The sequence below is a fragment of the Syntrophorhabdaceae bacterium genome, assembly GCA_035541755.1.
Classification (GTDB): Bacteria; Desulfobacterota; Syntrophorhabdia; order Syntrophorhabdales; family Syntrophorhabdaceae; genus PNOF01.
In genome coordinates this window covers 1-22,635 of record DATKMQ010000068.1, presented here as the reverse complement: position 1 = coordinate 22,635, position 22,635 = coordinate 1, and the positions used below count along the sequence as shown (strand labels likewise).

Sequence of the window (22,635 nt, the reverse complement as noted above, 5' to 3'; positions counted from 1 at the left end):
GCGACAGAGGTGATCAAAATGCAAAAAGGCTTGATGATCGGTTACGTCGTTACTCTGCATCTTCTTTTGCTTGTTTTGGTCGTGAAGACTGACATTATCCCTCGCATTGGATTCCGGTTGGGACTTATTAAGGATATTGAACCGGAGTTGAGTGAGTATTATGAGACAATGGTCAAATTCCATGAAAGAATGGATGTGAACATCCCGAAGGGGGCGGCGATTTTTGTCGGAGATAGCTTCACCCAGGGGCTTTGCGTCACTGCCGTAGCTAATCCCTCAGTAAATTTCGGCATCGGTGGCGATACCACATTGGGCGTGTTGAAGAGATTACCCAAGTATCGCTCTCTTGAGCGGGCAAGAATATGCATTTTAACTATAGGCAGCAATGACCTGCGGCGCAGAGGCAACGAGGAAATCCTTAAGAATTACTCGGCAATCATCTCGGCCCTGCCGGGCAACCTCACGTGTCTATTTACTGCCGTGTTACCCGTTGACGAGGGCGTGCGACGCGATCTTGCGGGCAGAAATAAACGGGTGAGGGAGTTAAACGGCGATTTGAGAAAACTCTGCGAAGCCCAAGGTAGCAGATGCTTCTTCATAGACCCGACTGCCAGGTTTGCAGATTCTTCGGGCAATCTCAGGAAAGCATACCATGAAGACGATGGCGTGCATCTCAACGAGGTCGGTTACTCCCTATTCATAGAAGAACTCAGGGGAATGGTGGAGAAGATTGAGGGGACATCTCAGGCAGGTGCGGCTATGCCGTGACCCCGATCCACGGTAAGCGGTGGCAAGGGCGCAACGGATAAAAGAGACAAAATCTGCCATGAAGCGGGCTGTTCAATGGTGTGCTCCGGGTTAAGCCGTACAGACAATTCGAGCACGTCTGCCACATCACCACGGGGATTTCTGTTGACATAATATGGCTGATACGATAACATCATGCTGGTCTTTTCACGCGAATCTATGTCCCTATACCATTACCTTGACCAATTCATCCAATACCTCATCACCGAGCGGGGCGCCTCGCCGCATACGGTTGATGCATACAACAGAGACATAATCGAATTTCTCAAGTTCATAGAAAACGCGGGCCCCGGTATGCCGGAGCGAAGGCACGTGGAAGCCTACATAGGCCATCTCCACGAGCGGGGCAAGCAGGCGAGAAGCATCGTGCGTGCTGTGTCGGCCTTAAGAGGTTTCTTCAACTTTCTCCTCATGGAAGGTACAGTCAAGGTGAGCCCCCTCGAAGACGTTGAAATCCCCCGATTCAAGGCGCCGATCCCCGATGTTTTGTCCGAGCAGGAAATCGTGGAGCTTATCCGGATGCCTGAAGGCTCCAAGACATCGCTTCGCGACAGGACCATGCTGGAACTTCTCTACGCCACGGGACTTCGCGTTTCCGAACTGGTGAAGCTCAACAAGAGCGATGTGAACCTCGAAGGCGGCTTTGTGGTGGCCATGGGAAAGCGATCCAAGGAGAGGGTCGTGCCGCTCGGGACCTATTCGAGAGAGGCCATAAAGTTGTATCTTGATACGGAGAAGCCTGCCGGGACCTATCTTTTCCCGAATAACCGGGGCGGAATGCTCACACGGCAGGCGGTCTGGAAGATCATCAAGAAGTACGGCGCGCGTATGCAGAGCCGCCATGTCTCTCCCCACACCATACGGCACACCTTTGCCACGCATCTGCTTCAAGGGGGCGCGGATCTCCGTTCGGTTCAAATGCTGCTCGGTCACGAAGATATTGCGACCACGCAGATATACACGCACGTGGACAGTAAAAGGCTCAAAGAGATCCACAAAAAGTACCATCCGAGGGGTTGATGAAGGTCATTACGTCCCACATGAACGCTGATTTCGATTCGCTCTCGTCCATGGTGGCGGCCAAGAAGCTCTATCCTGATGCGGCGCTCGTCTTCCCCGGTTCACAGGAGAAGACGCTCCGTGATTTTCTTATCCACTCGACGCTCTATCTCTTTGACATCGAAAAGATGAAGAAGATCGACTACGACGACGTAGATACGCTTATTCTTGTGGATACGCGGCAGAAATCGCGCATCGGGGAACTGGCCAAGATTCTCGAGAACGGTAAGGCCAAAGTCCACATCTACGACCATCATCCGGCATCGAGCGACGACATAAAAGGAGACTTAGAGGTGATACGCACCGTGGGGGCCACAGTGAGTATCCTTGTTTCCATTCTGAAGGAGCGCGAAATACCCGTTACTTCGGAAGAAGCCACAATTATCATGCTCGGCATCTACGAAGAAACCGGCAGCTTCAGGTTTTCATCGACTACCACATTCGATTTCGAAGCCGCATCGTATTTGCTTTCCAAAGGGGCCAGCGTCAATCTCATTTCTGATATGCTCGTTAGGGAACTCACCCCCGAGCAGGTTTTCTTGCTCAACGATATCATCAAAAACGCCGCAGTCTATAGCATCAACGGAATCGATGTGGTGATTACCGAGGCGAGCACCGAAGAGTACGTGGGAGACCTTGCGGTCATCGTCCACAAATTCCGTGACATGGAGAATATCAACGTGCTCTTTGCGCTCTTCAGGATGGAGGACAGGGTTCACATAATAGGGCGCAGCCGCATACCGGAGGTCGATTCGGGTTACATCATGTCGCTCATGGGAGGTGGAGGCCACAAAGTTGCCGCTTCGGCCACAGTGAAAGACATGACTCTCGTTGAGGCGAAAGACCGCCTCGTGGAGATCCTCCGGTATAACGTAAAACCGTTATGGAAGGCAAAAGATATCATGTTTTTCCCTGTCAAGTTTGTGGAGGCCTCCGGTTTGATACACGATGCCAAGAGCATCCTCACCAAATATAATATCAACGCCCTGCCGGTTCTATCGGGCGGTAAGCTTGTAGGCGTGATTACGCGACAGGTGGCGGAGAAGGCAGCGTTTCACAAGCTGGAGAATGTTCCCGTAAGCGAATATATGTTCACGGAATTCCAGAGTGTGAAGCCCGAAGACTCTATCGAGCGGGTAAAAGAACAGATCATAGGAAGCGGCCAGAGGTTCCTACCCGTTGTGGAAGAGGGAGAACTCAAAGGGGCCATAACCCGCACAGACCTTTTAAGGATACTCGAAGACGAGATAGCCAAAACGGTCCTTGAAAAACTCGAATTCCACGAAAAATACGCGAAGAGAAAGAATGTCAGGAAACTCATGGTGGAGCGGCTTCCTAAGGAAACCATGAAAAGGCTTGAGGACATCGGCGAGCTGGCCGACGCACTCGGCTACCATGCCTTTCTCGTGGGCGGGTTCGTGAGAGACCTCATCCTTCGGAACGATAACTATGATATTGATATCGTTGTGGAGGGAGACGGCATAGCGTTTGCGGAAGAAATGTCCAGGAATTTTCGGGTTAAGATGCGTTCCCACAAGGAATTCGCCACGGCAAAAATACTCTATCCCGACGGCTTTAAGGTGGACATTGCATCGGCGCGGCTCGAATACTACAAGGCTCCGGCTGCGCTTCCCGTTGTAGAGCACAGCTCCCTGAAACTCGATCTTCATCGACGGGACTTCACCATCAACACGCTGGCCATCTCGCTCAATAAGAATACCTTCGGTGAGCTCATCGATTTTTTCGGCGCCCAGCGCGATATCAAGGAAAAGACCATCAGGGTGCTCCACTCCTTAAGTTTCGTCGAGGACCCCACTCGCGTGTTTCGCGCCATTCGGTTTGAGCATCGCTTTGATTTCAGGCTTGGCAAGCACACCCTGGACCTCATCAAAAATGCGGTGAAACTCAACTTTCTCGCGAGAATTAAGGGGAAAAGGCTCTGGACAGAACTCGCACTGATCCTTCGGGAGGATGAGCCTGAAAAGGTTTTAAGAGGTTTACAAGAACATGATCTCTTGCGGTTTATCTCTACGGCGATTACATTCGATAAGGAAAAGGAAAAGCTCTTCAGTCAGATGCGCGCTGTGTTCAAATGGCACGAATTCCTATACCAGGGCAAAGCGGTAGATAAGCTCGAATATTATCTACTGGGTCTCACAGATCACATGAAGATTGAGGATGTGGTGGAGTTTTGCAGGCGCATGGAAATGATGGAGAGGCTCAAGAAAAAGACTGTCGAGAACATGGAACGATTACGTTCTGCCATGGCCAGGCTTTCCATGGGTATTGCCGTCATGAAGAAGAGCGAAGTTTACAGGACCATGACGCCGCTCTCCAGAGAAGCTATGCTTTTTATCATGGCCAAGACCAAATCGGAGGAGATAAAAAAGGCCATTTCAGGCCACATTACGGGCCGTGATCCTGGCAGGCCCTCTATGACGGGCGAGGATTTGAAGGAGTTCGGCATTGAGGAGGGTCCGATCTACAAAGAGGTGCTTGAGAAGCTAAAAGATGCTAAAATAGACATGAACCTGAAGACGAAAGAAGAAGAACGACACTTCGTCGAAATTTATCTGATGCAGAAAGGCATAATCCCATGAGTCTCCTTGTGCCCACGCTCGACGTGCAGCTCGAATGCTACGAAGGTCCGCTGGCCGTCCTCATCACGCTCATCAAGCGGAATAAAATAAGTATCTGGGACATCCCGATCTCGGCGATCACCGAGCGGTTTCTTCAGTACGTGGAACTGGTGAGGGATATGAACCTGAGGATCGCTGAAGATTTCATCGAAATGGCCTCGTTGCTTATCTTCATCAAATCCAAGATGCTTCTGCCGTCAATCGGCAACGGTGGCGACGAGGAACAAGACCCCAGGGAAGAGCTCGTGGAGAGGATCATCGAATACGAGCGGCTCCGGAATATGGCCCAGGCCATAGACGCCCTGCCCATGCTCGAGCGGGATGTATTCGCCGTGGGTAACGGCGCAGTAGAGCGGGAATCGGAATACGACCTTTTGGGCCTGTGCAATCTCTATTTCGAACTGCTCAAGGTCAAGGAAGAGCGTTACTTTTCCGTGCGCATCATAAAACCTACCCTGGAAGAGAAGCTCGAAATGTTGAGAGGTATCCTCGAAACATCAGGCCGTTTTGAGTGGGACCTCTATGGCGAGGAAGAACGTAGCGAAGTGGTGGCCACGATCCTCGGGATACTCGAGTTGGCCAAGGTGCGAGCGGCCACCCTGAGCCAACGACGGCCTTTTGGCAAAATCGTGCTGAAAAGACGGGACTTGACGGCCATTGCGGGAACATTGACGAACCAGGCCGATATTGAACAGTAGAGAGATCCATGGTTTTTTTGCAATAAGATTAAGGAGGGGATAATCACATGGCAATATCAAGAGGAAAAAAGATACTTCTCATTATTGTTATTATTCTTTTTGTCTTCGGAGTGGTCGTCCCTCTCACCTTCTCTCTCGTTAAGGGAACAGGCAAGGGCAAAATCGGGGTGATCGAGGTCGAAGGCACGATCACCGATCTTAGCGATGCCATGGAGGACGTGATACGATTCAAGGAAGATGACAGCATTAGAGGGGTCATCTTGAGGATCAATTCCCCCGGCGGCGCCGTGGGTCCCACGCAGGAGATGTATGCCGAACTCAAGAAACTTAAGTCAAAGAACAAGATCGTCTATGTGTCCATGGGATCAGTCTGCGCTTCGGGAGGATACTACCTTGCAGCCATGGGGGATCGAATCTATGCGAATCCGTCAACTATCACCGGCTCCATAGGCGTCATTATGCAACAGGCTGTGGTGGAAGACCTGATGAAGAAGATCGGCGTGCAGGAGAACACGATTAAATCAGGTCTGTTAAAAGACACGGGATCGCCCTTTCGTAAAATGACCGATGAGGAACGCAAATATCTTCAAGATATTATCAATAGCATTTATGAGCAGTTCATCAAAGACGTATCCGAGGGAAGACGGCTCCCCGTGGAAAAGGTCAGAGAGCTCGCCGATGGCAGAATCTATACGGGTTTGCAGGCCAGGGAAGTGAAGCTCATCGATAGTATCGGCACGTTCTACGATGTTGTCGATGATATGAAGAAGACCCTGGGTATCAAAGGAAAACCCACCCTCATCCATGGTAAGAGGCCTTTCTCAATTCTCAAGTGGCTTATCTCATCGGCCATGCAGGACATCCTGTCTCGAACATTTTCTCAGCCTGTGAGCTTCCTCTATAAGCCGTAGCGGGCAGGGTGTCTCGCGTTCCATGGAACGCGCCTCGGGAAGATCTTCTCATGCAGGTTCTTGTGCTGTGAATTCCTTTACAACTGAAGCTACTTCGTGTTAGGTTCGTATGTCACAGCCATCGTCTTCCAGGGCTTGAATGAGATGGCGATGAACGCTCGTCAGCCGGCGGGCCCAAAGGCGGGTGTACATGAAAGTACCTCGAAAAGAGCGGTAAAAAGAGAGCGAAGGACGAGCGTAAGAAGATAGCCTGGTATAACAAGAACATGCGCATGCCGCGAGTACGCGAGTTCAATCCGTATCCTGACTGACATACGCGACAATATGGAGTGTTTACAAAGTAGGAGGCATTGCCATGGATTTCGAACTGTGCACGCAGATCATCAAGAATATCTCTCGGGTCATCGTGGGCAAGCGAGATTCCGTAGAGCTGCTTCTCGTAGGGCTCTTAGCTGACGGCCACGTACTTTTGGAAGATCTCCCCGGACTTGGTAAGACCCTTCTTGCCAAGTCGCTGGCGCGCAGCATGGGCGCCTCCTTCAAGCGGGTGCAGTTCACCCCGGACCTGCTGCCCGCAGATATTACCGGATTCAATATCTACAATCAGCAGTCCGGTGAGTTTGTGTTTCAGGCCGGCCCCGTTATGACCCACGTGCTTCTGGCCGACGAGATCAACCGCACGATTCCCCGTACCCAGTCAAGTCTTTTGGAGAGCATGGAAGAGCGACAGGTCACCGTGGACGGCAAGACCTATATCCTACCCCATCCCTTTTTCGTTATGGCGACCCAGAACCCCATCGAGCTTGAAGGCACCTTCCCCTTGCCGGAGGCCCAGCTCGACAGGTTTCTGCTCAGGATCAGCCTTGGGTATCCCGAGCAGCAAGAGGAGATAGATATCCTGGATCGCTTTCAGGAGCAGGACCCTTTGCTCGACCTCGCTCCGGTGGGGAGCCCCGAGCAGATCTCCGCACTGCAACTTGCACGAAGAAGAATCCATGTGGCAGCTGTCATCAAGGAGTATATCACGGCCATCGTGGCGGCAACGAGGAACCATCCGGCTTTGCGTCTCGGGGCGAGTCCACGCGGTTCGTTGGGGCTTATGCGCGCTGCCCAAGCGAAAGCGGCCCTGAGTGGGCGCGATTATGTGTTACCCGATGATATCAAATCCCTCGCTGTCCCGGTCCTTGCACACCGGCTGATTCTCAAGGAAGAGGAGCACCTACGCGGGACCACGCAGAGACACGTGGTCGATGAGATCATGGAGCGGATACCTGTACCCGTTCCTCAAGCATAAAATCCGAAGGACTCAAAGCAGATGACGATATCTCAGCGCAGGGTCTCAACCCTTTTCTCCACAGCGATGATCATTTTTTTCGTGGGCATACTGCTTTTCGTGGCCCTGCTCAACGTCTCAAGGGGTGGCCACGATCTCCTTATCCTTTCCCTCCTCGTAATAGTCATGATGGGAGGATTGAAACTCTGGACGGCGTTCTCCCACTCGAAGATCGGCTTGAGGCAGGTGCTCGACAAAGTCCGTGTGTTCGCGGGCGAAGAGATGACGCTTACCATCAATGCGCAAAACGGAAAAGCCCTGCCTGTCTGGCTGGAGGTTGAGATCCCGGTAGGTGACGGTGGCCACGCTCGGCTCTTTGATGCGCCGCTCACCGCGCAAAGAAGCCTGCTCTGGTATCAGATCACGAAGTTCCGGTGGAGCTTTGTGGCCGCCCACCGGGGCGTCCACACAATCGGTCCGATACAAGCATCGTCGGGCGATCTCTTCGGGTTTTTCGTGAGACAGCAGAGTATCGGCGAGGCAACTGAAGTGATTGTTTACCCGAAGCTTTTGCCTCTTAACCCGATTACGTTGCCTAAGCGTGATTTTTTCGGCGTGCCCGGGGGTGAAAGCCCGGTCAACGATCCTGTTTACATTCTGGGTACCGCCGATTATCAATATGGACGACCGGCAAAGTATATCCACTGGAAAGCGTCTGCTCGACACCACCGCCTGCAGGAGAAGATTTTTGAATCCACCGAGCAGGAGAAAGTGCTCCTGATCGTCGATGTGGGACAATTCACCGATGCCGACACGCAAGCTTTTGAGCGTTCACTGGAGGTGGCCGCTTCCCTCGCAGTCAAGTTTGACAGGCAAGGATGTGCTATAGGCATGCTGACGAATGGCGCCATAGTTGGAGGCACCTCTGCATTTGTCTCGGTCGCGCGAAGCGCGCGACAGGTGCCGGCCATTTTGGAGGTCCTGGCCAGGCTTGAAATGAAACCGCGGGCAACCCTATTGGAGGTACTACGCGATTCCCTTGAAATTCCGTGGGGAACAAGCTGCGTATATATTACCAGGAAGGAAGATTACATGACTCGCATGGTAAAAGAATACGGCAGGAGCCGCAGGACGCCCGTAACCGTTATCACCTGTGAAGGGATGAGTCTCTTGCGAAGGGATGGGCAAGCGCAGGGGGCTTACACGAGCCATACGGATGGTCCCGTCGGAGTGCGGGTCGAGAGGACATGAAAAAACAAGCCACGGTCGCGCTCGCGCTTACATCAGGAGGCATGGAGATATGCTGGCTTTACAGCTGGGCGATATTCTCCGTCACGGCCTGCATGCACCAGCCTTTTCCTATTCTCGGCGCCCTGCTTGCGTTTGTCGGTGCGGCCATGCTCACCCGTATCTCCCAGGGAAAAGGGTGGCGGGTCATCTATGTGGGAGGTTTACAAGTACTCGGTTTTCTATGCGTCAGCCTTCTCGTCATCCACGATATATACGAACAGACGCGTCCCCTCTTTAGCTCAGGCTGGTGCGTCGCATTTATCCACATGGCAAGAGATCCTCTCGAATGGCTCGTTCTTTTTCTCGTTATTTTCTGGATACTTGCTTTCTGGGTAGGTGGGATAACCTTTTGCCGGCGGCCCATGAGCTACTACGACCTCTGTTACCGGTTCGATGCCGGTCTCGCGGCATTCTTCGGCCTTTCCATCCTGAAACTATTATTGGGCACCAAAGGCGGTGTAGTGATCGAGGATAGGACTTCCCTTGCTTTGATCTTTCCATTCTTCCTGTTCAGTCTCATGGCTGTTGGCATGGCAAAGGACGAGAACGGGGAGACCACTGATTTCCTGCCCGGTTATCGCGGAGTCGGTACCATGGCCGGATTCATAGCCGCTATCTTCCTGTCGGCGGGCAGCCTGGCGCTCTTCTTTGTGCCTGTGCTCAAGGGCGCTGCCACGGTTGGCTATCGCGCGCTTCATACAGGAGCGCGTTGGATGGTGCCCGGCATAGAGACGGTCTTGCGGTTCGTTTTCGGGGCCAGGAACGTGCGGCCCGAGCCCGCCGGCTCCTCGCTTAAAGGCATGGTGGCCGACCGGTTGCTTGGCTCGGACACCTGGTGGATGAGACTTCTCGATAAGATCCTTGCCTGGGGGATAAGAGGTCTCGCGGTAGCGCTTCTCGTCTTTCTCTGTGCAATGTTAATCTACTATCTCGTCAAATGGCTTTTTTCGAGGACCTCGTACGGGCTCAAGAAGATGAGGGCGACGGGTGAGAACATCCCGTGGTACGTGCGTTTATGGCGGATCGTTATCTTTCTCTATCGTTCGATTCTGCAACGCGTCCGGGGATATGACAGAGCATCCGAGGTTTTTCAGGCACTTCTGCGGTGGGCAGACCATAGCGGCATTCATCGTGGAATTCAGGAAACACCTCTGGAGTTCGGCTCGCGCTTAAACGGCTATTTCCCTGACTTGGCCGCTCAAGTGAATCTTATTGTGGGCGCCTTCAATAAGGAGGCCTACGGAGACGCTACGGTCTGCCCGGAGTATTTTGGGCCGGTGAGGTCGGCCCTTATCTCACTCGTGCATCCCCGTCACTGGCCTGCGAGATGCAAAACCCGTTTCTTTGCCCGAGACTTAAAACAGAATCTCTGATGACAAATTCGTGAACGAGACTAAGCTCTGCCAAACTTGCCCGTGCGAACGTTTATGCCTATAGCTGTATATCGATGAGATAATGGTGTCCCATGGCGGCAAGGGTTACCTTTCGGGCATGCCGACCCTTGATCCAGGGCTTGTCAAAGAGCTGTGGAGCAGAATCAGCGAGCATTCCCAGGTCCACGGTAATATCCTCGCAGTGAATATCGTCTATCCACGGCACCTTCTCGAGATCACCTTCGAACTCGATAACGACCCTGCGATCGTCGGGCCCTAAGGCGGAAAGCTCGGTGTTAGACTTAGCCCGCCATTTAATCTCCTCCGATTCCGTCATGATTGCGCTGTACCATGCAGGCATATCATATCTCCTATGTTCTGTCTTCAAGAGGTTTGTCTTTATATCCTCTAAGCATTCCACGATGGATTTCAAGGGCGGGCATGCTCGACAGGGCCGCTGTGCAGCTAATAGTTAAAAAACACAGAGCGGACCTTTATTCGCCCGGAAGGGCACGAGCGGCTTTCCTGGGAAAGTGGATGTCTATCGGCTACGCAGATTCTTCAGGCCGAAGAGATTTTCGATGGATAACGCGAAACAAGGCGCCGCCAACGGGAGGTGTACCACAGCGTACATCGAGGATTGTGAGGCGCCGCAGCTGACAAAGCTTGCCGCGAAAAGCACGAGGCCTTAAGACGATCATATGTCAAAATAAACGCTTCATGACCTGTATGAAGCGTTTATTTTGACATAATCAAAGGTAAGATCAGTCGTATATATATCAAATACCGCCTTCCCCTCATTGAGGTTCACTACAACGGCTATTTCATTCTTGTTCATCATTCTTTTCATCTTCTCTTCGTCAAAGGGTAGCTCAACGCCCGCCTTAACAATCTCCTGGTCTTGCAGCGTGATATCCACCTTAGCCGGTTCCACGGGCACGCCCGCGTCGCCGGCAGCGCAGATGATCCGTCCCCAATTGGGGTCACTACCGAAAAAGGCGGTCTTTACGAGCGGCGAGATGGCTATCCTTCGGGCGATCTTCTCGGCCGTTTCCTTTTTCCTGGCGCCCTTTATCATGATATGGGCGACTTTTGTGGCGCCCTCTCCGTCCCGGATGAGCATTATGGCGAGGTCCTTGAGCACCGAGCGCAATTTTGCCTTGAATTCACCGAGCGCCGAGAGGTCCTGCTCCCCCCGCCTGGTGAAAAGCATGACCGTGTCGTTGGTGCTGCATTCACCGTCAACGGTTATCTTCTCAAAGCTTTCCGTTACGGCCTGGCGGAAGGCGGCCCTTATTGCATCGGGTGCAATTGGATAATCCGTAAACACAAAGGCGAGCATGGTAGCGAAGTTGGGGTTGAGCATGCCTGATCCCTTCGCAACACCAATGATGCTATAGTCTTTTTTTCCTTTGAAGGTCTCCTTGACCAACTTGTGATGGGTGTCTGTCGTAATGATGGCCTTGGCAAAATCCTCGGCGTGTCCTTCCCTCAAGCTCTTAACCGCAACGGGCAGGGCGCTCTTAATTGTATCCACGGGAAGTCTTTTACCGATAACCCCTGTAGAGGCGAAGAGCACTTCCGTGCGTCCTATTTTAAGCAGTTTAGCAAGCTTTTCGCCGATTACCTCGAGATCGGCTATGCCCTCTTTTCCCGTACACGCATTCGCGCATCCGCTGTTCACGACAAGAGCCCTGACGGGGTCTCCCTCATATTTCCTGTCGTAGAGTATATGTGCGGCTTTTACTCTATTGCTTGTGTAGAGAGACAGGACATGCGTTTTCTCCTGAAACAGAACAAGCCCCAGATCGAGCCCCGATGGTTTAATACCCGATGCAATGCCCGAAAACTTGATGCCTTTGATCATGGTTTCACCTGCCGATGGTTTTATTATCCTGCTTTCAGGTCAAACGTCGGATCCGCAAGTTACGAGTCTCTGAATGCGCGGGCCGGCGTTTATCTCAGCGTCCGCAGCACCTTTTGTATTTCTTTCCGCTGCCGCAGGGACAGGGATCATTTCTGCCGACCTTCTTGCCCTTTTTTTCCTGCTGACCGGACAGACTGCCGTCGCCGCCAAGATTAAAGGACATGACCGGTTCTTTGTATTCGATCTCTTCTTTGGCGGGCTGGACTGCGTAAAGCTTTCTCACGGTGTCGTATTTCACGCGTTCGAGCATGTCGAGGAAGAGCTCGAAACTCTCCCGCTGATACTCTCGCAAAGGGTCTTTCTGGGCATATCCCCTGAGACCTATGCCTTCCTTGAGGTGATCCAGGGCGAGCAGATGCTCTTTCCAAAACGTGTCGAGTGAATTGAGCACAAGGAATCGCTCGACCGGACGGAGTTCGCCCTCTCCGAATTGCTTTTCCTTGTTCTCGTAAAAGGTTTTCGCAGCCTGAAGCACCGAGTCGAAAAGCCCTTCCCGGGTCATATCCTTCACGTGCATCGATTCGAGGTCTATGTGAAAAAAGAACGTCTCATACACCCTGTTTTTCAGGGAGGCCAGGTCCCACTCCTCAGGATAGACCTTCTCCGGAGCGCATTCGAAGACTATGTCCTCGCATAGGTCTTCGACCATGTCGCTGATCCGGTCTTTGACGCTCTGCTCTTTCATGATCTCGCGTCTCATGCCATAAACAGTCTCTCTCTGTTTGTTCATGACATTATCATATTCGAGGAGATATTTTCTGATCTCGAAGTTATGTCCTTCCACCCTTGTTTGGGCGTTCTCTATGGCCTTTGAGATGAAGGGATGCTCGATGGGCATGTCCTCATCCATGCCCAGCTTTGCGAGGATAGGAGACACTTTGTCCGATCCGAAGATCCGCATGATCTCATCTTCGAGCGACACGTAGAACCGCGAAGAACCGGGATCTCCCTGCCTGCCCGATCGTCCGCGCAGCTGGTTATCGATGCGCCTGGATTCGTGCCGTTCCGTGCCGAGGATATGGAGACCACCTAGACTGATCACGTACTGCTTATCCTTTTCGCAGATCTTCCTCGCCTCTTCAAGGGCCTTTTGATATTCCTCGCTCTCTTTCTGTCCCTTACACATGGAGAGCGCCAGGAACTCGGGATTGCCCCCGAGAAGGATGTCGGTGCCGCGGCCAGCCATATTAGTCGAAATGGTGACGGCCTTGGACCTGCCCGCCTGGGCCACGACTTCGGCTTCCCGTTCGTGGTTCTTTGCGTTGAGAATATGATGAGGTACGCCGCGGCGCTTGAGCATCTCAGAGACACGCTCAGATTTGTCGATAGAGAGGGTGCCCACGAGCACGGGTTTGCCTTTACCATAGAGGTCGGCGATCTCGTTCACGGCGGCCTTGAATTTTTCTTTCTCCGTCCGATAGACCACGTCCGCATTATTGGTGCGGATGAGCGGCCTGTTTGTGGGGATTACAATGACCTCGAGGTTGTAAATCTTCTTGAACTCCACCGCTTCCGTGTCCGCCGTACCGGTCATGCCGGCAAGCTTCTTGTACATCCTGAAGTAATTCTGAAAGGTGACCGTGGCAAGGGTCTGGTTCTCCCGCTCTATTTTGACGTTTTCCTTTGCCTCCAGGGCCTGATGGAGTCCCTCGCTATAGCGTCTGCCCGGCATGAGCCGTCCGGTGAACTCATCGACGATGATGACCTGTCCGTCTTTTACGATATAATCTACGTCCCGGGCAAAGAACTGGTGCGCCTTGAGCGCCTGATTGATATGGTGGAGAAAATCCACATACTTGGGATCGTAGAGATTGTCCACGTTGATGAGGCGTTCGACCTTTGCTACTCCCTCTTCCGTGAGATAAGCGCTTTTTGCCTTCTCATCGAGCATGAAGTCTTTTTCTTTCTGGAGCTGATAAATCAGCTTGTTGATCTTGTAATATTTATCAGTCGATTCTTCGGCAGGCCCCGAAATAATGAGCGGTGTCCTCGCCTCATCAATAAGTATGCTATCCACCTCATCCACGATGGCGTAGTTGAATTCCCGCTGTACGCAATCATCGAGGGAATAGTGCATGTTGTCTCTTAAATAGTCGAACCCAAATTCGTTGTTGGTTCCGTAGGTAATGTCGCAGCCATAGGCCTTTTTGCGCTCTTCGTTGTCCATGTCGTTTACGATGGTCCCCACGGAAAGACCGAGGAACTTATAGACTGGTCCCATCCATTCGGCATCCCTTTTGGCCAGGTAATCATTGACGGTAACTACGTGCACGCCGAGTCCGCTTAAGGCATTGAGATACACGGGCAGGGTGGCGACGAGGGTCTTTCCTTCGCCGGTGGACATTTCGGCGATCTTTCCTTCATGGAGCACGATGCCGCCGATGAGTTGCACGTCAAAATGCCTCATACCGATAGCTCGCCTGGCTGCCTCGCGGGTGACGGCAAATGCCTCGGGGAGCAGGGCATCAAGGTTCTCTCCGTTGGCGAGCCTTTCTCTGAAATAGGGGGTCTTTGCCTTGAGGGCGTCATCGGTGAGACCCTTCACCTCTTCTTCGTAACCGCTCGCCGCCTGGACGAGCGGCTCAATGCGCTTGAGTTCCCGCTCGTTCTTGGTGCCGACGATTTTTTTTATGAGATTACCAATCATGGTTAGGGGCGTATGAATAAAGGGTTACGGGTGACCTCGCCAAGCCGTAACCCTTTGTAATCCAATTACTCTCTCAATGTCGCGACGATTCTTTCAGGGTGCAGAAGAATGCTTAGGGCATCGAGAATATTGTTGACCACAAAATCAGCTTCTTTGAGTACATCTTTTGAACAGCCTTCACCGCCGATTACGCCGATGCCGAGCGATGCTTCCCTGAGCATGAGAACGTCATTGGCCCCGTTGCCTATGGCCACGATCTTTTCCGGTCCAAGCTCCCGTATGATCTTCGCTTTTTCCTGACCGCTTGCCTCTTTTCCGACTTTGATTATGCTGAACCCTATGGTATTACCTTCGCTGTCAATATTGCCGTACGTGTCGGATGTGATAATAAAGACCTTGATGTACCGGGACACCTTCTCCAGCATTTCTTTTACGTTTTCTTTTATTTTGCCGTCAAAAGCGCATGTCCCGTTATAGTCCACAACAAGATATTCGATATCAAGATCTCCCCATCCTGGAATGGAAACACTTATCATTACAACCTCCTGTTCTTATTTGCCACACCCATTGTACCATATCTTGAGGCATTTAAAACTAAAATTTTGCATGCGTGAAGCCTAAGTGCAGGCGATAGACGATTTAACGCTCTGCAAAGTCGGGCGTCGCACCCATTTTTGCTTGATTTTTTTTTAAATAGAGTTTAAAACAGCGAGAAAAAAAGCGTTTGGAGAAAGTGCATATGGAAACAAAGAAATGGGATATCGACTGCGTGATCTACGATTGTGACGGGGTGCTTTTTGATTCTTTCGAGCAGAATAGAATGCTCTACAATTATATCGCCCAATCTCAGGGAAGAGCACCGCTTACCGATGAAGAGGCCCATTACTGCCACGCTCATACGGTCTACGAATCGATCCATTATGTTTTTAAAGACACCTCTGACAAAGAAGAGGGGGCCGTTGCCTTCTGGAAGAGCAGCATAAACTTTATGGATTTCATCGTCTATCTCAAGATGGAGCCCCACCTCACGGAAACACTGGCCGCTCTCAAAGAGCGGGGCGTGAAGCTCGCCATCAGCACGAACAGAACCACCACCATGAAACACATTATGGAGGCGTTCGGTCTCAATAAGTGGTTTGACATGGTGGTGACCGCTCTGGATGTGGAAAATCCCAAGCCCCATCCGGAGAGCGTGGAGAAGATCCTCGATGTAATGAAGATGGACCGTGAGCGGGTGCTCTATGTGGGCGATTCAGAGGTTGACAGGGGTACGGCGAGGGCGGCCGGTGTCAAATTTATCGCTTATAAGAATCAGGGCCTCGAAGCGGACGGTGCTATAGACGAGCACCTTGATCTGCTGAGGTTTCTCGCGGATGGGTAGCGTCCTCAGTCACCGGTTTCCTCACTTTTAAAATAAGCGAATAGACTGGTCCTGACAAAGCGTAGCCCAGGGTCGCCACAAAAAGGGTAATCTTGGGCTCGCTCAATATGATGACAAGCAGTATTATTGCTGCCACGGTTGAGCGAAAGGGTTTTTCCTTAAAGAAACGCATGTCTTTGAAGCTGAAATAACGGATGTTGCTGACCATAAGGAATGCAAGTGCGTAGACGAGTATCGGGATCAAGGTTGATTTGAACATGCCCTTGTATTCGAGCCATGCGTAAAAGAGCACGCTGCCCGCAATTGTTGCCGCGGCGGCCGGTATGGGAAGACCGAGGAAGCTCTTCTTCTGGACAGTATCGACCTGTATGTTGAACCGCGCAAGCCTGACGGCGCCGCAGGCCACATAGAGAAAACCGGCGAGCCAGCCGAACTTGCCATAGCTTTTCAGCGCCCAAAGATAGACGAGCACGCCCGGGGCCACGCCGAAGGCCACGAGGTCAGAGAGTGAGTCGTATTCCACACCGAATTTGCTACTCGAATGGGTAAGTCGCGCGACCCTGCCGTCGAGCATGTCGAAAAGGCAGGATACAAAGATCGCATACGCGGCATAGGCAAAATTCCTGTCCATGGCCGTCACGATTGCATAGAAACCGGCGAGCAGGCTGATAGAGGTCAAAAGATTGGGAAGCAGATAGATCCCTTTGCCTTTTCGTCTCTTTGTGTATTTCATAAACTCCCCTTTTTCTGTGCCAGCGGTGTAAGACCCGCTTTTACTTTCTCGTGCAATTGTACCATAGATTCATACATTTTGGGAAAGTAAATATCAACCCGTGACCCAAAAGCAATGATACCGACAGGTTCGCCCCTTTTCACCTGATCGTTCTCTTTCACGTAGGGGATGATCCTTCTCGCGAGAAATCCTGCTATCTGGACAAGGAGGATCTTCTCCCCCTCACGGTCCAGGAGTATGTAATTGCGCTCATTCTCCTTGTCGATATCCTTCTTGAAGGCGAGCGCGAAATCGCCGGCCCTGTGGACCATCCGAACGATGCGGCCCTCGCAGGGCGCCCGGTTCACATGCACATCCGTAGGAGACATGAAGATACTGATTCTTTTGCATTCCCCGCCTACAAACTCGGGCTCCACCATGTCCTTGATCTCGGTTACCCTGCCGTCCGCCGGAGAGATAAGGGCCTCACGGCCTGCCGCGGTCTCACGCCTGGGATTTCTGAAGAAGTAAAGACAGAATGCACAGAAAAGGAAGACGGGGGCTGCAAGGCTCCAGAAATGAAGAGACAGGAGCACAAAAAAAAGTGCCAGGGAGGGGATAGTCAGTTTCCACCCCTCCCTGGCGATACAGGCTTGTCTCAATCTCTTCTCCCGATCCAGCCCATCATGGAGCGGAGCTGCTTGCCGACTTTTTCAATGAGATGTTCGCTGTCTATTCTTCGTACAGCGTTAAAGACGGGCCGTCCGGCCATGTTCTCCAGTATCCATTCCCGAGCGAATTCGCCCGTCTGGATTTCGTCGAGTATTGCCCGCATCTCTTCTCTGGTATCCTCATTGATGACTCTGCGACCCCTTGTGAGGTCGCCATACTCAGCGGTGTCGCTGATGGAGTATCGCATGTTGGCGATACCGCCCTCGTACATGAGGTCCACAATGAGCTTTAATTCGTGGAGACATTCGAAATAGGCGATCTCCGGTTGATAACCTGCCTCCACGAGCGTATCGAATCCGGCCCGCACGAGTTCTGAAGCCCCGCCGCAAAGCACGGCCTGCTCTCCGAAGAGGTCAGTCTCAGTTTCTTCCTTAAACGTGGTCTCCAGCACCCCGGCCCTCGTTGAACCGATGCCCTTAGCATAGGCCAGGGCGGTCTTTTTTGCCTTCTTTGTGTAGTCCTGATATACGGCGATCAAGGAGGGGACGCCGGCTCCTCTTTCGAACTCGCGTCTCACAAGGTGTCCCGGACCCTTGGGGGCGACCATGATCACGTCGATGTCGGCCGGGGGCACGATCTGGTTATAGTGGATATTGAACCCGTGGGAAAAGACAAGGGTCTTGCCTTTCTTCAGATGGGTCTGAATCTCGGTTCTGTAAAGTTGGGCCTGGAGGTTGTCCTGAGCGAGTATCTGGACAATATCAGCCTCCTTTGCCGCCTGGGCAGCGCTCAAAGGCTTGAAACCGTGGCTTAAAGCAAGTTTATAATTGGCCGTGCCCTGAAGCTCCGCAACGATCACGTTGACCTTACTATCTCTCAAATTTTGCGCCTGTGCGTGTCCCTGACTGCCATAACCGATGATGGCGACCTTCTTCCCTTTTAGTACGCCGAGGTCCGCATCGCGGTCATAATACATCTTAGCCATCTTGTTCTCCTCCTTTTATATTGGTTTCCTTCATTTTAATGGTTCTTTCGCCTCGCGCCATAGCGATAGGGCCTGTACGGACGAGTTCCTTGATGCCGAGCGGCCTGATGAGATTCAAGAAGGCCTGGAGCTTGTTTTCATCGCCGGTGATCATAATTGTGTATGATTTGCTGGACACATCGATGATCCTTCCCCTGAATATTTCCGACATGCGCAGGATTTCTTCCCTGGTTTTGTCGTCCGCATGTACCTTGACAAGAACCATTTCCCTTGAGACATAGTCCATTTCCTTAAAGTCGACGACTTTTACCACGTTAATCAGCTTGTTGAGCTGTTTGAGAATTTGTTCAAGTACTGCGTCATTCCCGCGAGTAACGATTGTCATGGTGGAGATCGTGGGATCGAGGCTCTCGGCCACGCAGAGGCTTTCGATATTGAAGCCCCGACCACTGAAAAGGCTTGCGATCCGGGCAAGGACTCCGAATTCATTCTCTACGAGCAACGATATTGTGTGTCGCACCATTTCCTCCTAGATTCTCAGGGGTGTGACATGCGCCCCTTCCATCAGCAAAGATTCATCCGCAATCCGGTAACTGAACTTCCCTTCCTGTCGGGCACATGCTAGACAAGTTCGGGCTGAACACATGGGGTTCGTATCTCGATACTTTTCCGTGCCGAAGCTTGGCAACCATGTGGCCACAGGTCACGCCTTCACCTCATTTCTCAAACAAGAAGCATCTCTTTTAACGCGGCTCCCGCCGGTACCATGGGATAGACGCATTCTTCGGGGTTTACCCGCGCATCGATAAAGGTCGGCTTGTTATTGCGGAAGGCCTCTTTCAATATCTTGTCGACTTCATGTTCCGCTTCAATCCTGTATCCCACGGCCCCATAAGCCTCTGCTACTTTTACGAAATCGGGTGAGTGAAGATGCGTCCACGTATGTCGTTTCTCGTAGAAGAGGTCCTGCCATTGCCTGACCATGCCGAGAAATCTGTTATTGAGGATAACGACCTTGACGGGCAGGTTATGTTGCACCGCCGTTGCCAACTCCTGGATGTTCATCTGGATGCTTCCGTCACCGGCTATGTCGATAACCAGTGATTTTGGAAAAGCTACCTGAGCGCCGATAGCGGCAGGGAACCCAAAGCCCATGGTACCGAGTCCTCCCGAGGTGATCATGGTCCTCGGTTTGAGGAATTTGTAGAACTGGGCCGTCCACATCTGGTTCTGTCCCACTTCGGTCGTGATGATGGCCTTGCCTTTAGTGAGTTCATAAATTCTCTCGATGACGAATTGGGGCTTCAATGTCCCGTTCTTCTGGTACGTGAGCGGGTACTCTTCTTTCCATTTATTGATCTTCGCGAGCCATTCGGACACGGTTTTGTGGTGATGTTTGTACGTCTCTTTTTCTTCATCGATCAGTTCAAACATCTTAAGGAGGACGTTTTTTGTGTCGCCTACGATCGGTATGTCGACCTGTATGTTCTTGCTGATGGATGTGGGGTCTATATCCACGTGTATGATCTTTGCGTGTGAGGCAAATTCATCGGTCTTGCCCGTTGCCCTGTCGTCGAAGCGCGCCCCCATGGCGATGATCAGGTCCGACTCGGTGACGGCCATATTGGCAGCGTACGTGCCGTGCATTCCGAGCATACCGAGGAAAAGTGGATGGTTCCCCGGAATGCCACCCAACCCCATGAGGGTATTCGTGACCGGAATCGACAGCGTCTCGGCGAACTTGAGAAGCTCCTCGGCCGCGCCCGAGGAAATGATCCCGCCGCCCGTATAGAGCACGGGTCTCTTCGAGCTCGCGATAAGCCGCATGGCCTTCTTGATCTGGCCTATATGGCCCGAATACGTGGGCTGATAGCTTCTGATCATGACCTTGTCGGGGTACTTGAATTCGGCGACGTGCGCCGACACGTCTTTCGGGATATCGACGAGCACAGGCCCTGGACGGCCCGATTTGGCAATATGAAAGGCCTCTTTGATGATTCGGCTCAAATCTCTCACGTCTTTCACGAGGTAACTGTGTTTGGTGCAGGGTCGGGTTATCCCGACAATATCGGCTTCCTGAAAGGCGTCGTTGCCGATGAGCGCCGTATTCACCTGGCAGGAGAAGATGACAAGCGGGATTGAGTCCATGTAGGCCGTGGCTATGCCCGTTACGGTATTCGTGGCTCCCGGACCGGACGTTACAATCGACACGCCGACCTTTCCCGACGCGCGGGCATATCCGTCAGAGGCGTGTACCGCAGCCTGCTCGTGCCTCACAACGATCTGTTCGACATCGGCGTAGGTGAGGGCGTCAGTGATATTGAGTGTGGCGCCTCCGGGGTAACAGAACAGGGATTCCACACCCTCCGCTTTCAATGATTCGACTAATATCTGGGCGCCTGTCTTCTTCAATCCCTCTCCTCTGGTTCCCCGGTTTTGCTCATATTCTCCATAATGTCCTTGTAGTAAAGTTTCTTCTTTTTGAGGACCCTCACCTCAAGCTCTTCCTCGTCGGTAAGATACGGTTTTTTCAACAGTATCTGTAAACGTTTATCCAAGAGAACGTGCTGGGTTTTTGCCCGCTTATAGATTTCTTCTTTACTTTCAATATTTTCCATATGACAATTGAAGGATATGGTATAAAAATTATTGAAAAATGTCAAATATTAGCATATAAAAGTTACCAAATATTTGGCGACCGAGGAGTCGCACATCCATCCAGAAAAAATGTTGTTTTGAAAGCGTACCTCCTCTCGGATGTCTTCTCCTCTCTTTACCGTACCCTTGACAGGACAGGTAGACTCATGCGCTTGAGAATATTAATCGTGATTGCCCTCGCCTTAGTGCTCTTCTTTTCCTATCTGGGGGCCACTTCTCTCTGGGACCCCGACGAACCCAGGCAGGCAATTATGGCCCGGGAGATGATGCAAAGGGGCGACTATGTGCATCCCTATCTCAACGGTCAGCCGTATCTCGAGAAGCCTCCGTTCTATCCGTGGATGATTGTGGCGGCCGCAAAGATAGGGGGAGCTCTCAACGAATTTGCCTCAAGGGCACCCTCGGCTATTGCGGCTACGCTCCTTATTTTCGTGGTCTTTTTCCTGGGCAGGATGCTCGTCGGTGTACAGTGCGGTTTCCTCTCCGCGCTCGTGCTTGCAACTAATTACCAGTATCTCTCAAACGCCAGGGAATCGGTCATGGATATGACCTTTGCATTTTTCATCGGCCTCACAATCTTCCTGAATTATGTTGCTTCGGCCAAAGACAGGAGGTTCTTTTTTGCGCTCTCTTTTCTTCCCGCTTCGATCGCGATCCTCACAAAAGGCCCGGCGGGCCTTGTCATCCCGGCCGGCGTGGCCTTTGTCTACCTGCTTACAGAGGGGAAATGGAAACGGTTCATTATACCCCTCATAGGCGGATGTCTTTTATCTGCTGCCGTTGCCTCCATCTGGTTTTTTGCCGCGGGTGAAGCCTACATCAGGGAGTTCATCCTCCATCAGAACATAACCCGCTATGCGAACGCCTTCGACCATAGGGAATCGTTCTTCTATTATTTCCACAAACTCTTCTTCAATTTTCTTCCCTGGAGCATGTTTCTGCCTTTTGCCCTGGTTCACGCGTGGAAAAAGAAGTACTGGCTGCCCCTTATATGGTTTGTGCTGACCTTTTTGTTCTTTGAGTTTTCTCAGAGCAAACGGGCCATATACCTGCTTTCCCTGTATCCGGCGTCGGCGCTCATCTGTGGCCTCTTTTTGAAGGATGCCTGGGTCGGCCTCGTGGACGGAGTCGGGACAAATCGTACTCTCAAGGCGCTCGCCGCTTTCCTTGTCCTGCTTCCAGCCTGTGCCATGATCATGATTCCCTCCATGCGGGGCTCGGACGTGATCGATGTGGTGAGGAGCGGTCCTAAGTCCCTGTATGCGTATCTTGGCCTTCTTTCTGCCACGGGTGCATTGTTTTTTGCCATGCTTGTCAAGCGATCGGGAAGATTGGCCCTCGGTATGTTCATCGTCTATCTTGTTGTGGCCGGCTATTTCTATAATGCTTGGTACATGCCACTTGTGGATAAATCGACGAAGTCTCTCAAGCTCATCACCGATGAGCTTGCCCCGTACAAGAACACCAAGGAGTTCTACACGCTCGGCTTCAATTCGGCGGGGATCATATTCTACCTCGGTAAGCCGGTTCACATAGGAGTCGATATTGACGAGATAAAACAGAGCAAAGATGATATATTACTCATCGTGGAGGACAAATCTTC

Annotated in this window: 21 protein-coding genes; 10 read left to right on the top strand and 11 right to left on the bottom strand. The window is 51.9% G+C overall.

The features are described from left to right. The first annotated feature begins 18 nt into the window (after positions 1-18). Entirely contained in the window at positions 19-768 is a 750-nt protein-coding gene (locus VMT62_06340) for a GDSL-type esterase/lipase family protein (GenBank protein HVN96029.1), read from the top strand. Here the strand turns inward: VMT62_06340 and VMT62_06335 are convergent. Further along, positions 744-944 carry a hypothetical protein gene (locus VMT62_06335; GenBank protein HVN96028.1) on the bottom strand — a complete coding sequence of 67 codons (201 nt, stop codon included), beginning with the start codon at positions 942-944 and terminating at the stop codon, positions 744-746. The two genes, VMT62_06340 and VMT62_06335, sit on opposite strands and share 25 nt — an antisense overlap. On the opposite strand from VMT62_06335, the gene xerD reads away from it, so the two are divergent. The 7 genes from xerD (at position 943) to VMT62_06300 (ending at position 10,050) form a co-directional block, all read left to right on the top strand. Then, entirely contained in the window at positions 943-1,827 is an 885-nt protein-coding gene (gene xerD / locus VMT62_06330) for a site-specific tyrosine recombinase XerD (protein ID HVN96027.1), read from the top strand. The two genes, VMT62_06335 and xerD, sit on opposite strands and share 2 nt — an antisense overlap. Continuing rightward, on the top strand, positions 1,827-4,466 hold the full coding sequence (locus VMT62_06325; GenBank protein HVN96026.1) for a CBS domain-containing protein: 2,640 nt from the start codon (positions 1,827-1,829) through the stop codon (positions 4,464-4,466). The genes xerD and VMT62_06325 overlap by 1 nt, the downstream gene beginning before the upstream one ends. Next, positions 4,463-5,203: a segregation/condensation protein A gene (locus VMT62_06320; GenBank protein HVN96025.1), complete on the top strand. Its 741-nt coding sequence runs from the start codon at positions 4,463-4,465 to the stop codon at positions 5,201-5,203. The genes VMT62_06325 and VMT62_06320 overlap by 4 nt, the downstream gene beginning before the upstream one ends. A gap of 47 nt (positions 5,204-5,250) precedes the next feature. Next, positions 5,251-6,114, top strand: coding sequence for a signal peptide peptidase SppA (gene sppA / locus VMT62_06315; GenBank protein ID HVN96024.1), 864 nt, complete (start codon positions 5,251-5,253; stop codon positions 6,112-6,114). Positions 6,115-6,469: 355 nt separating this feature from the next. After that, positions 6,470-7,408, top strand: coding sequence for a MoxR family ATPase (locus VMT62_06310; GenBank protein ID HVN96023.1), 939 nt, complete (start codon positions 6,470-6,472; stop codon positions 7,406-7,408). A gap of 21 nt (positions 7,409-7,429) precedes the next feature. After that, positions 7,430-8,638, top strand: a complete 1,209-nt coding sequence (locus VMT62_06305; protein ID HVN96022.1) for a DUF58 domain-containing protein — start codon at positions 7,430-7,432, stop codon at positions 8,636-8,638. Next, the gene (locus VMT62_06300; protein HVN96021.1) at positions 8,635-10,050 is read left to right on the top strand and encodes a DUF4129 domain-containing protein; all 1,416 of its coding nucleotides are present in this window, start codon (positions 8,635-8,637) and stop codon (positions 10,048-10,050) included. Before VMT62_06305 ends, VMT62_06300 begins: the two co-directional genes overlap by 4 nt. A gap of 58 nt (positions 10,051-10,108) precedes the next feature. Here the strand turns inward: VMT62_06300 and VMT62_06295 are convergent, their stop codons facing one another. From VMT62_06295 to VMT62_06280, 4 genes are all read right to left on the bottom strand, one after another. Further along, positions 10,109-10,411, bottom strand: coding sequence for a hypothetical protein (locus VMT62_06295; GenBank protein ID HVN96020.1), 303 nt, complete (start codon positions 10,409-10,411; stop codon positions 10,109-10,111). A gap of 357 nt (positions 10,412-10,768) precedes the next feature. After that, entirely contained in the window at positions 10,769-11,917 is a 1,149-nt protein-coding gene (gene argJ, locus VMT62_06290; GenBank protein HVN96019.1) for a bifunctional glutamate N-acetyltransferase/amino-acid acetyltransferase ArgJ, read from the bottom strand. A gap of 94 nt (positions 11,918-12,011) precedes the next feature. Further along, on the bottom strand, positions 12,012-14,624 hold the full coding sequence (gene secA, locus VMT62_06285) for a preprotein translocase subunit SecA (protein ID HVN96018.1): 2,613 nt from the start codon (positions 14,622-14,624) through the stop codon (positions 12,012-12,014). A gap of 65 nt (positions 14,625-14,689) precedes the next feature. Continuing rightward, positions 14,690-15,160, bottom strand: coding sequence for an HAD family hydrolase (locus VMT62_06280; protein ID HVN96017.1), 471 nt, complete (start codon positions 15,158-15,160; stop codon positions 14,690-14,692). Between the two features lie 203 nt (positions 15,161-15,363). On the opposite strand from VMT62_06280, the gene VMT62_06275 reads away from it, so the two are divergent. Next, on the top strand, positions 15,364-16,005 hold the full coding sequence (locus VMT62_06275; protein HVN96016.1) for an HAD-IA family hydrolase: 642 nt from the start codon (positions 15,364-15,366) through the stop codon (positions 16,003-16,005). Here the strand turns inward: VMT62_06275 and pssA are convergent. The 6 genes from pssA to VMT62_06245 form a co-directional block, all read right to left on the bottom strand. Then, positions 15,959-16,738, bottom strand: coding sequence for a CDP-diacylglycerol--serine O-phosphatidyltransferase (gene pssA / locus VMT62_06270; GenBank protein ID HVN96015.1), 780 nt, complete (start codon positions 16,736-16,738; stop codon positions 15,959-15,961). The two genes, VMT62_06275 and pssA, sit on opposite strands and share 47 nt — an antisense overlap. Beyond that, positions 16,735-17,379, bottom strand: a complete 645-nt coding sequence (locus VMT62_06265) for a phosphatidylserine decarboxylase family protein (GenBank protein ID HVN96014.1) — start codon at positions 17,377-17,379, stop codon at positions 16,735-16,737. Before VMT62_06265 ends, pssA begins: the two co-directional genes overlap by 4 nt. Further along, positions 17,376-18,374 (bottom strand): ketol-acid reductoisomerase, encoded by a 999-nt coding sequence (ilvC, locus tag VMT62_06260; protein ID HVN96013.1) that lies wholly within the window; start codon positions 18,372-18,374, stop codon positions 17,376-17,378. The genes VMT62_06265 and ilvC overlap by 4 nt, the downstream gene beginning before the upstream one ends. Continuing rightward, positions 18,367-18,897 carry an acetolactate synthase small subunit gene (ilvN, locus tag VMT62_06255; protein ID HVN96012.1) on the bottom strand — a complete coding sequence of 177 codons (531 nt, stop codon included), beginning with the start codon at positions 18,895-18,897 and terminating at the stop codon, positions 18,367-18,369. Before ilvN ends, ilvC begins: the two co-directional genes overlap by 8 nt. A gap of 200 nt (positions 18,898-19,097) precedes the next feature. After that, positions 19,098-20,786: a biosynthetic-type acetolactate synthase large subunit gene (ilvB, locus tag VMT62_06250; GenBank protein HVN96011.1), complete on the bottom strand. Its 1,689-nt coding sequence runs from the start codon at positions 20,784-20,786 to the stop codon at positions 19,098-19,100. Then, positions 20,783-20,932, bottom strand: coding sequence for a hypothetical protein (locus tag VMT62_06245; protein ID HVN96010.1), 150 nt, complete (start codon positions 20,930-20,932; stop codon positions 20,783-20,785). Before VMT62_06245 ends, ilvB begins: the two co-directional genes overlap by 4 nt. Before the next feature lie 177 nt (positions 20,933-21,109). Between VMT62_06245 and VMT62_06240 the strand changes: the two genes are divergently transcribed. Beyond that, a partial coding sequence (locus tag VMT62_06240) for a glycosyltransferase family 39 protein (GenBank protein HVN96009.1) occupies positions 21,110-22,635 on the top strand: 1,526 nt, incomplete at its 3' end.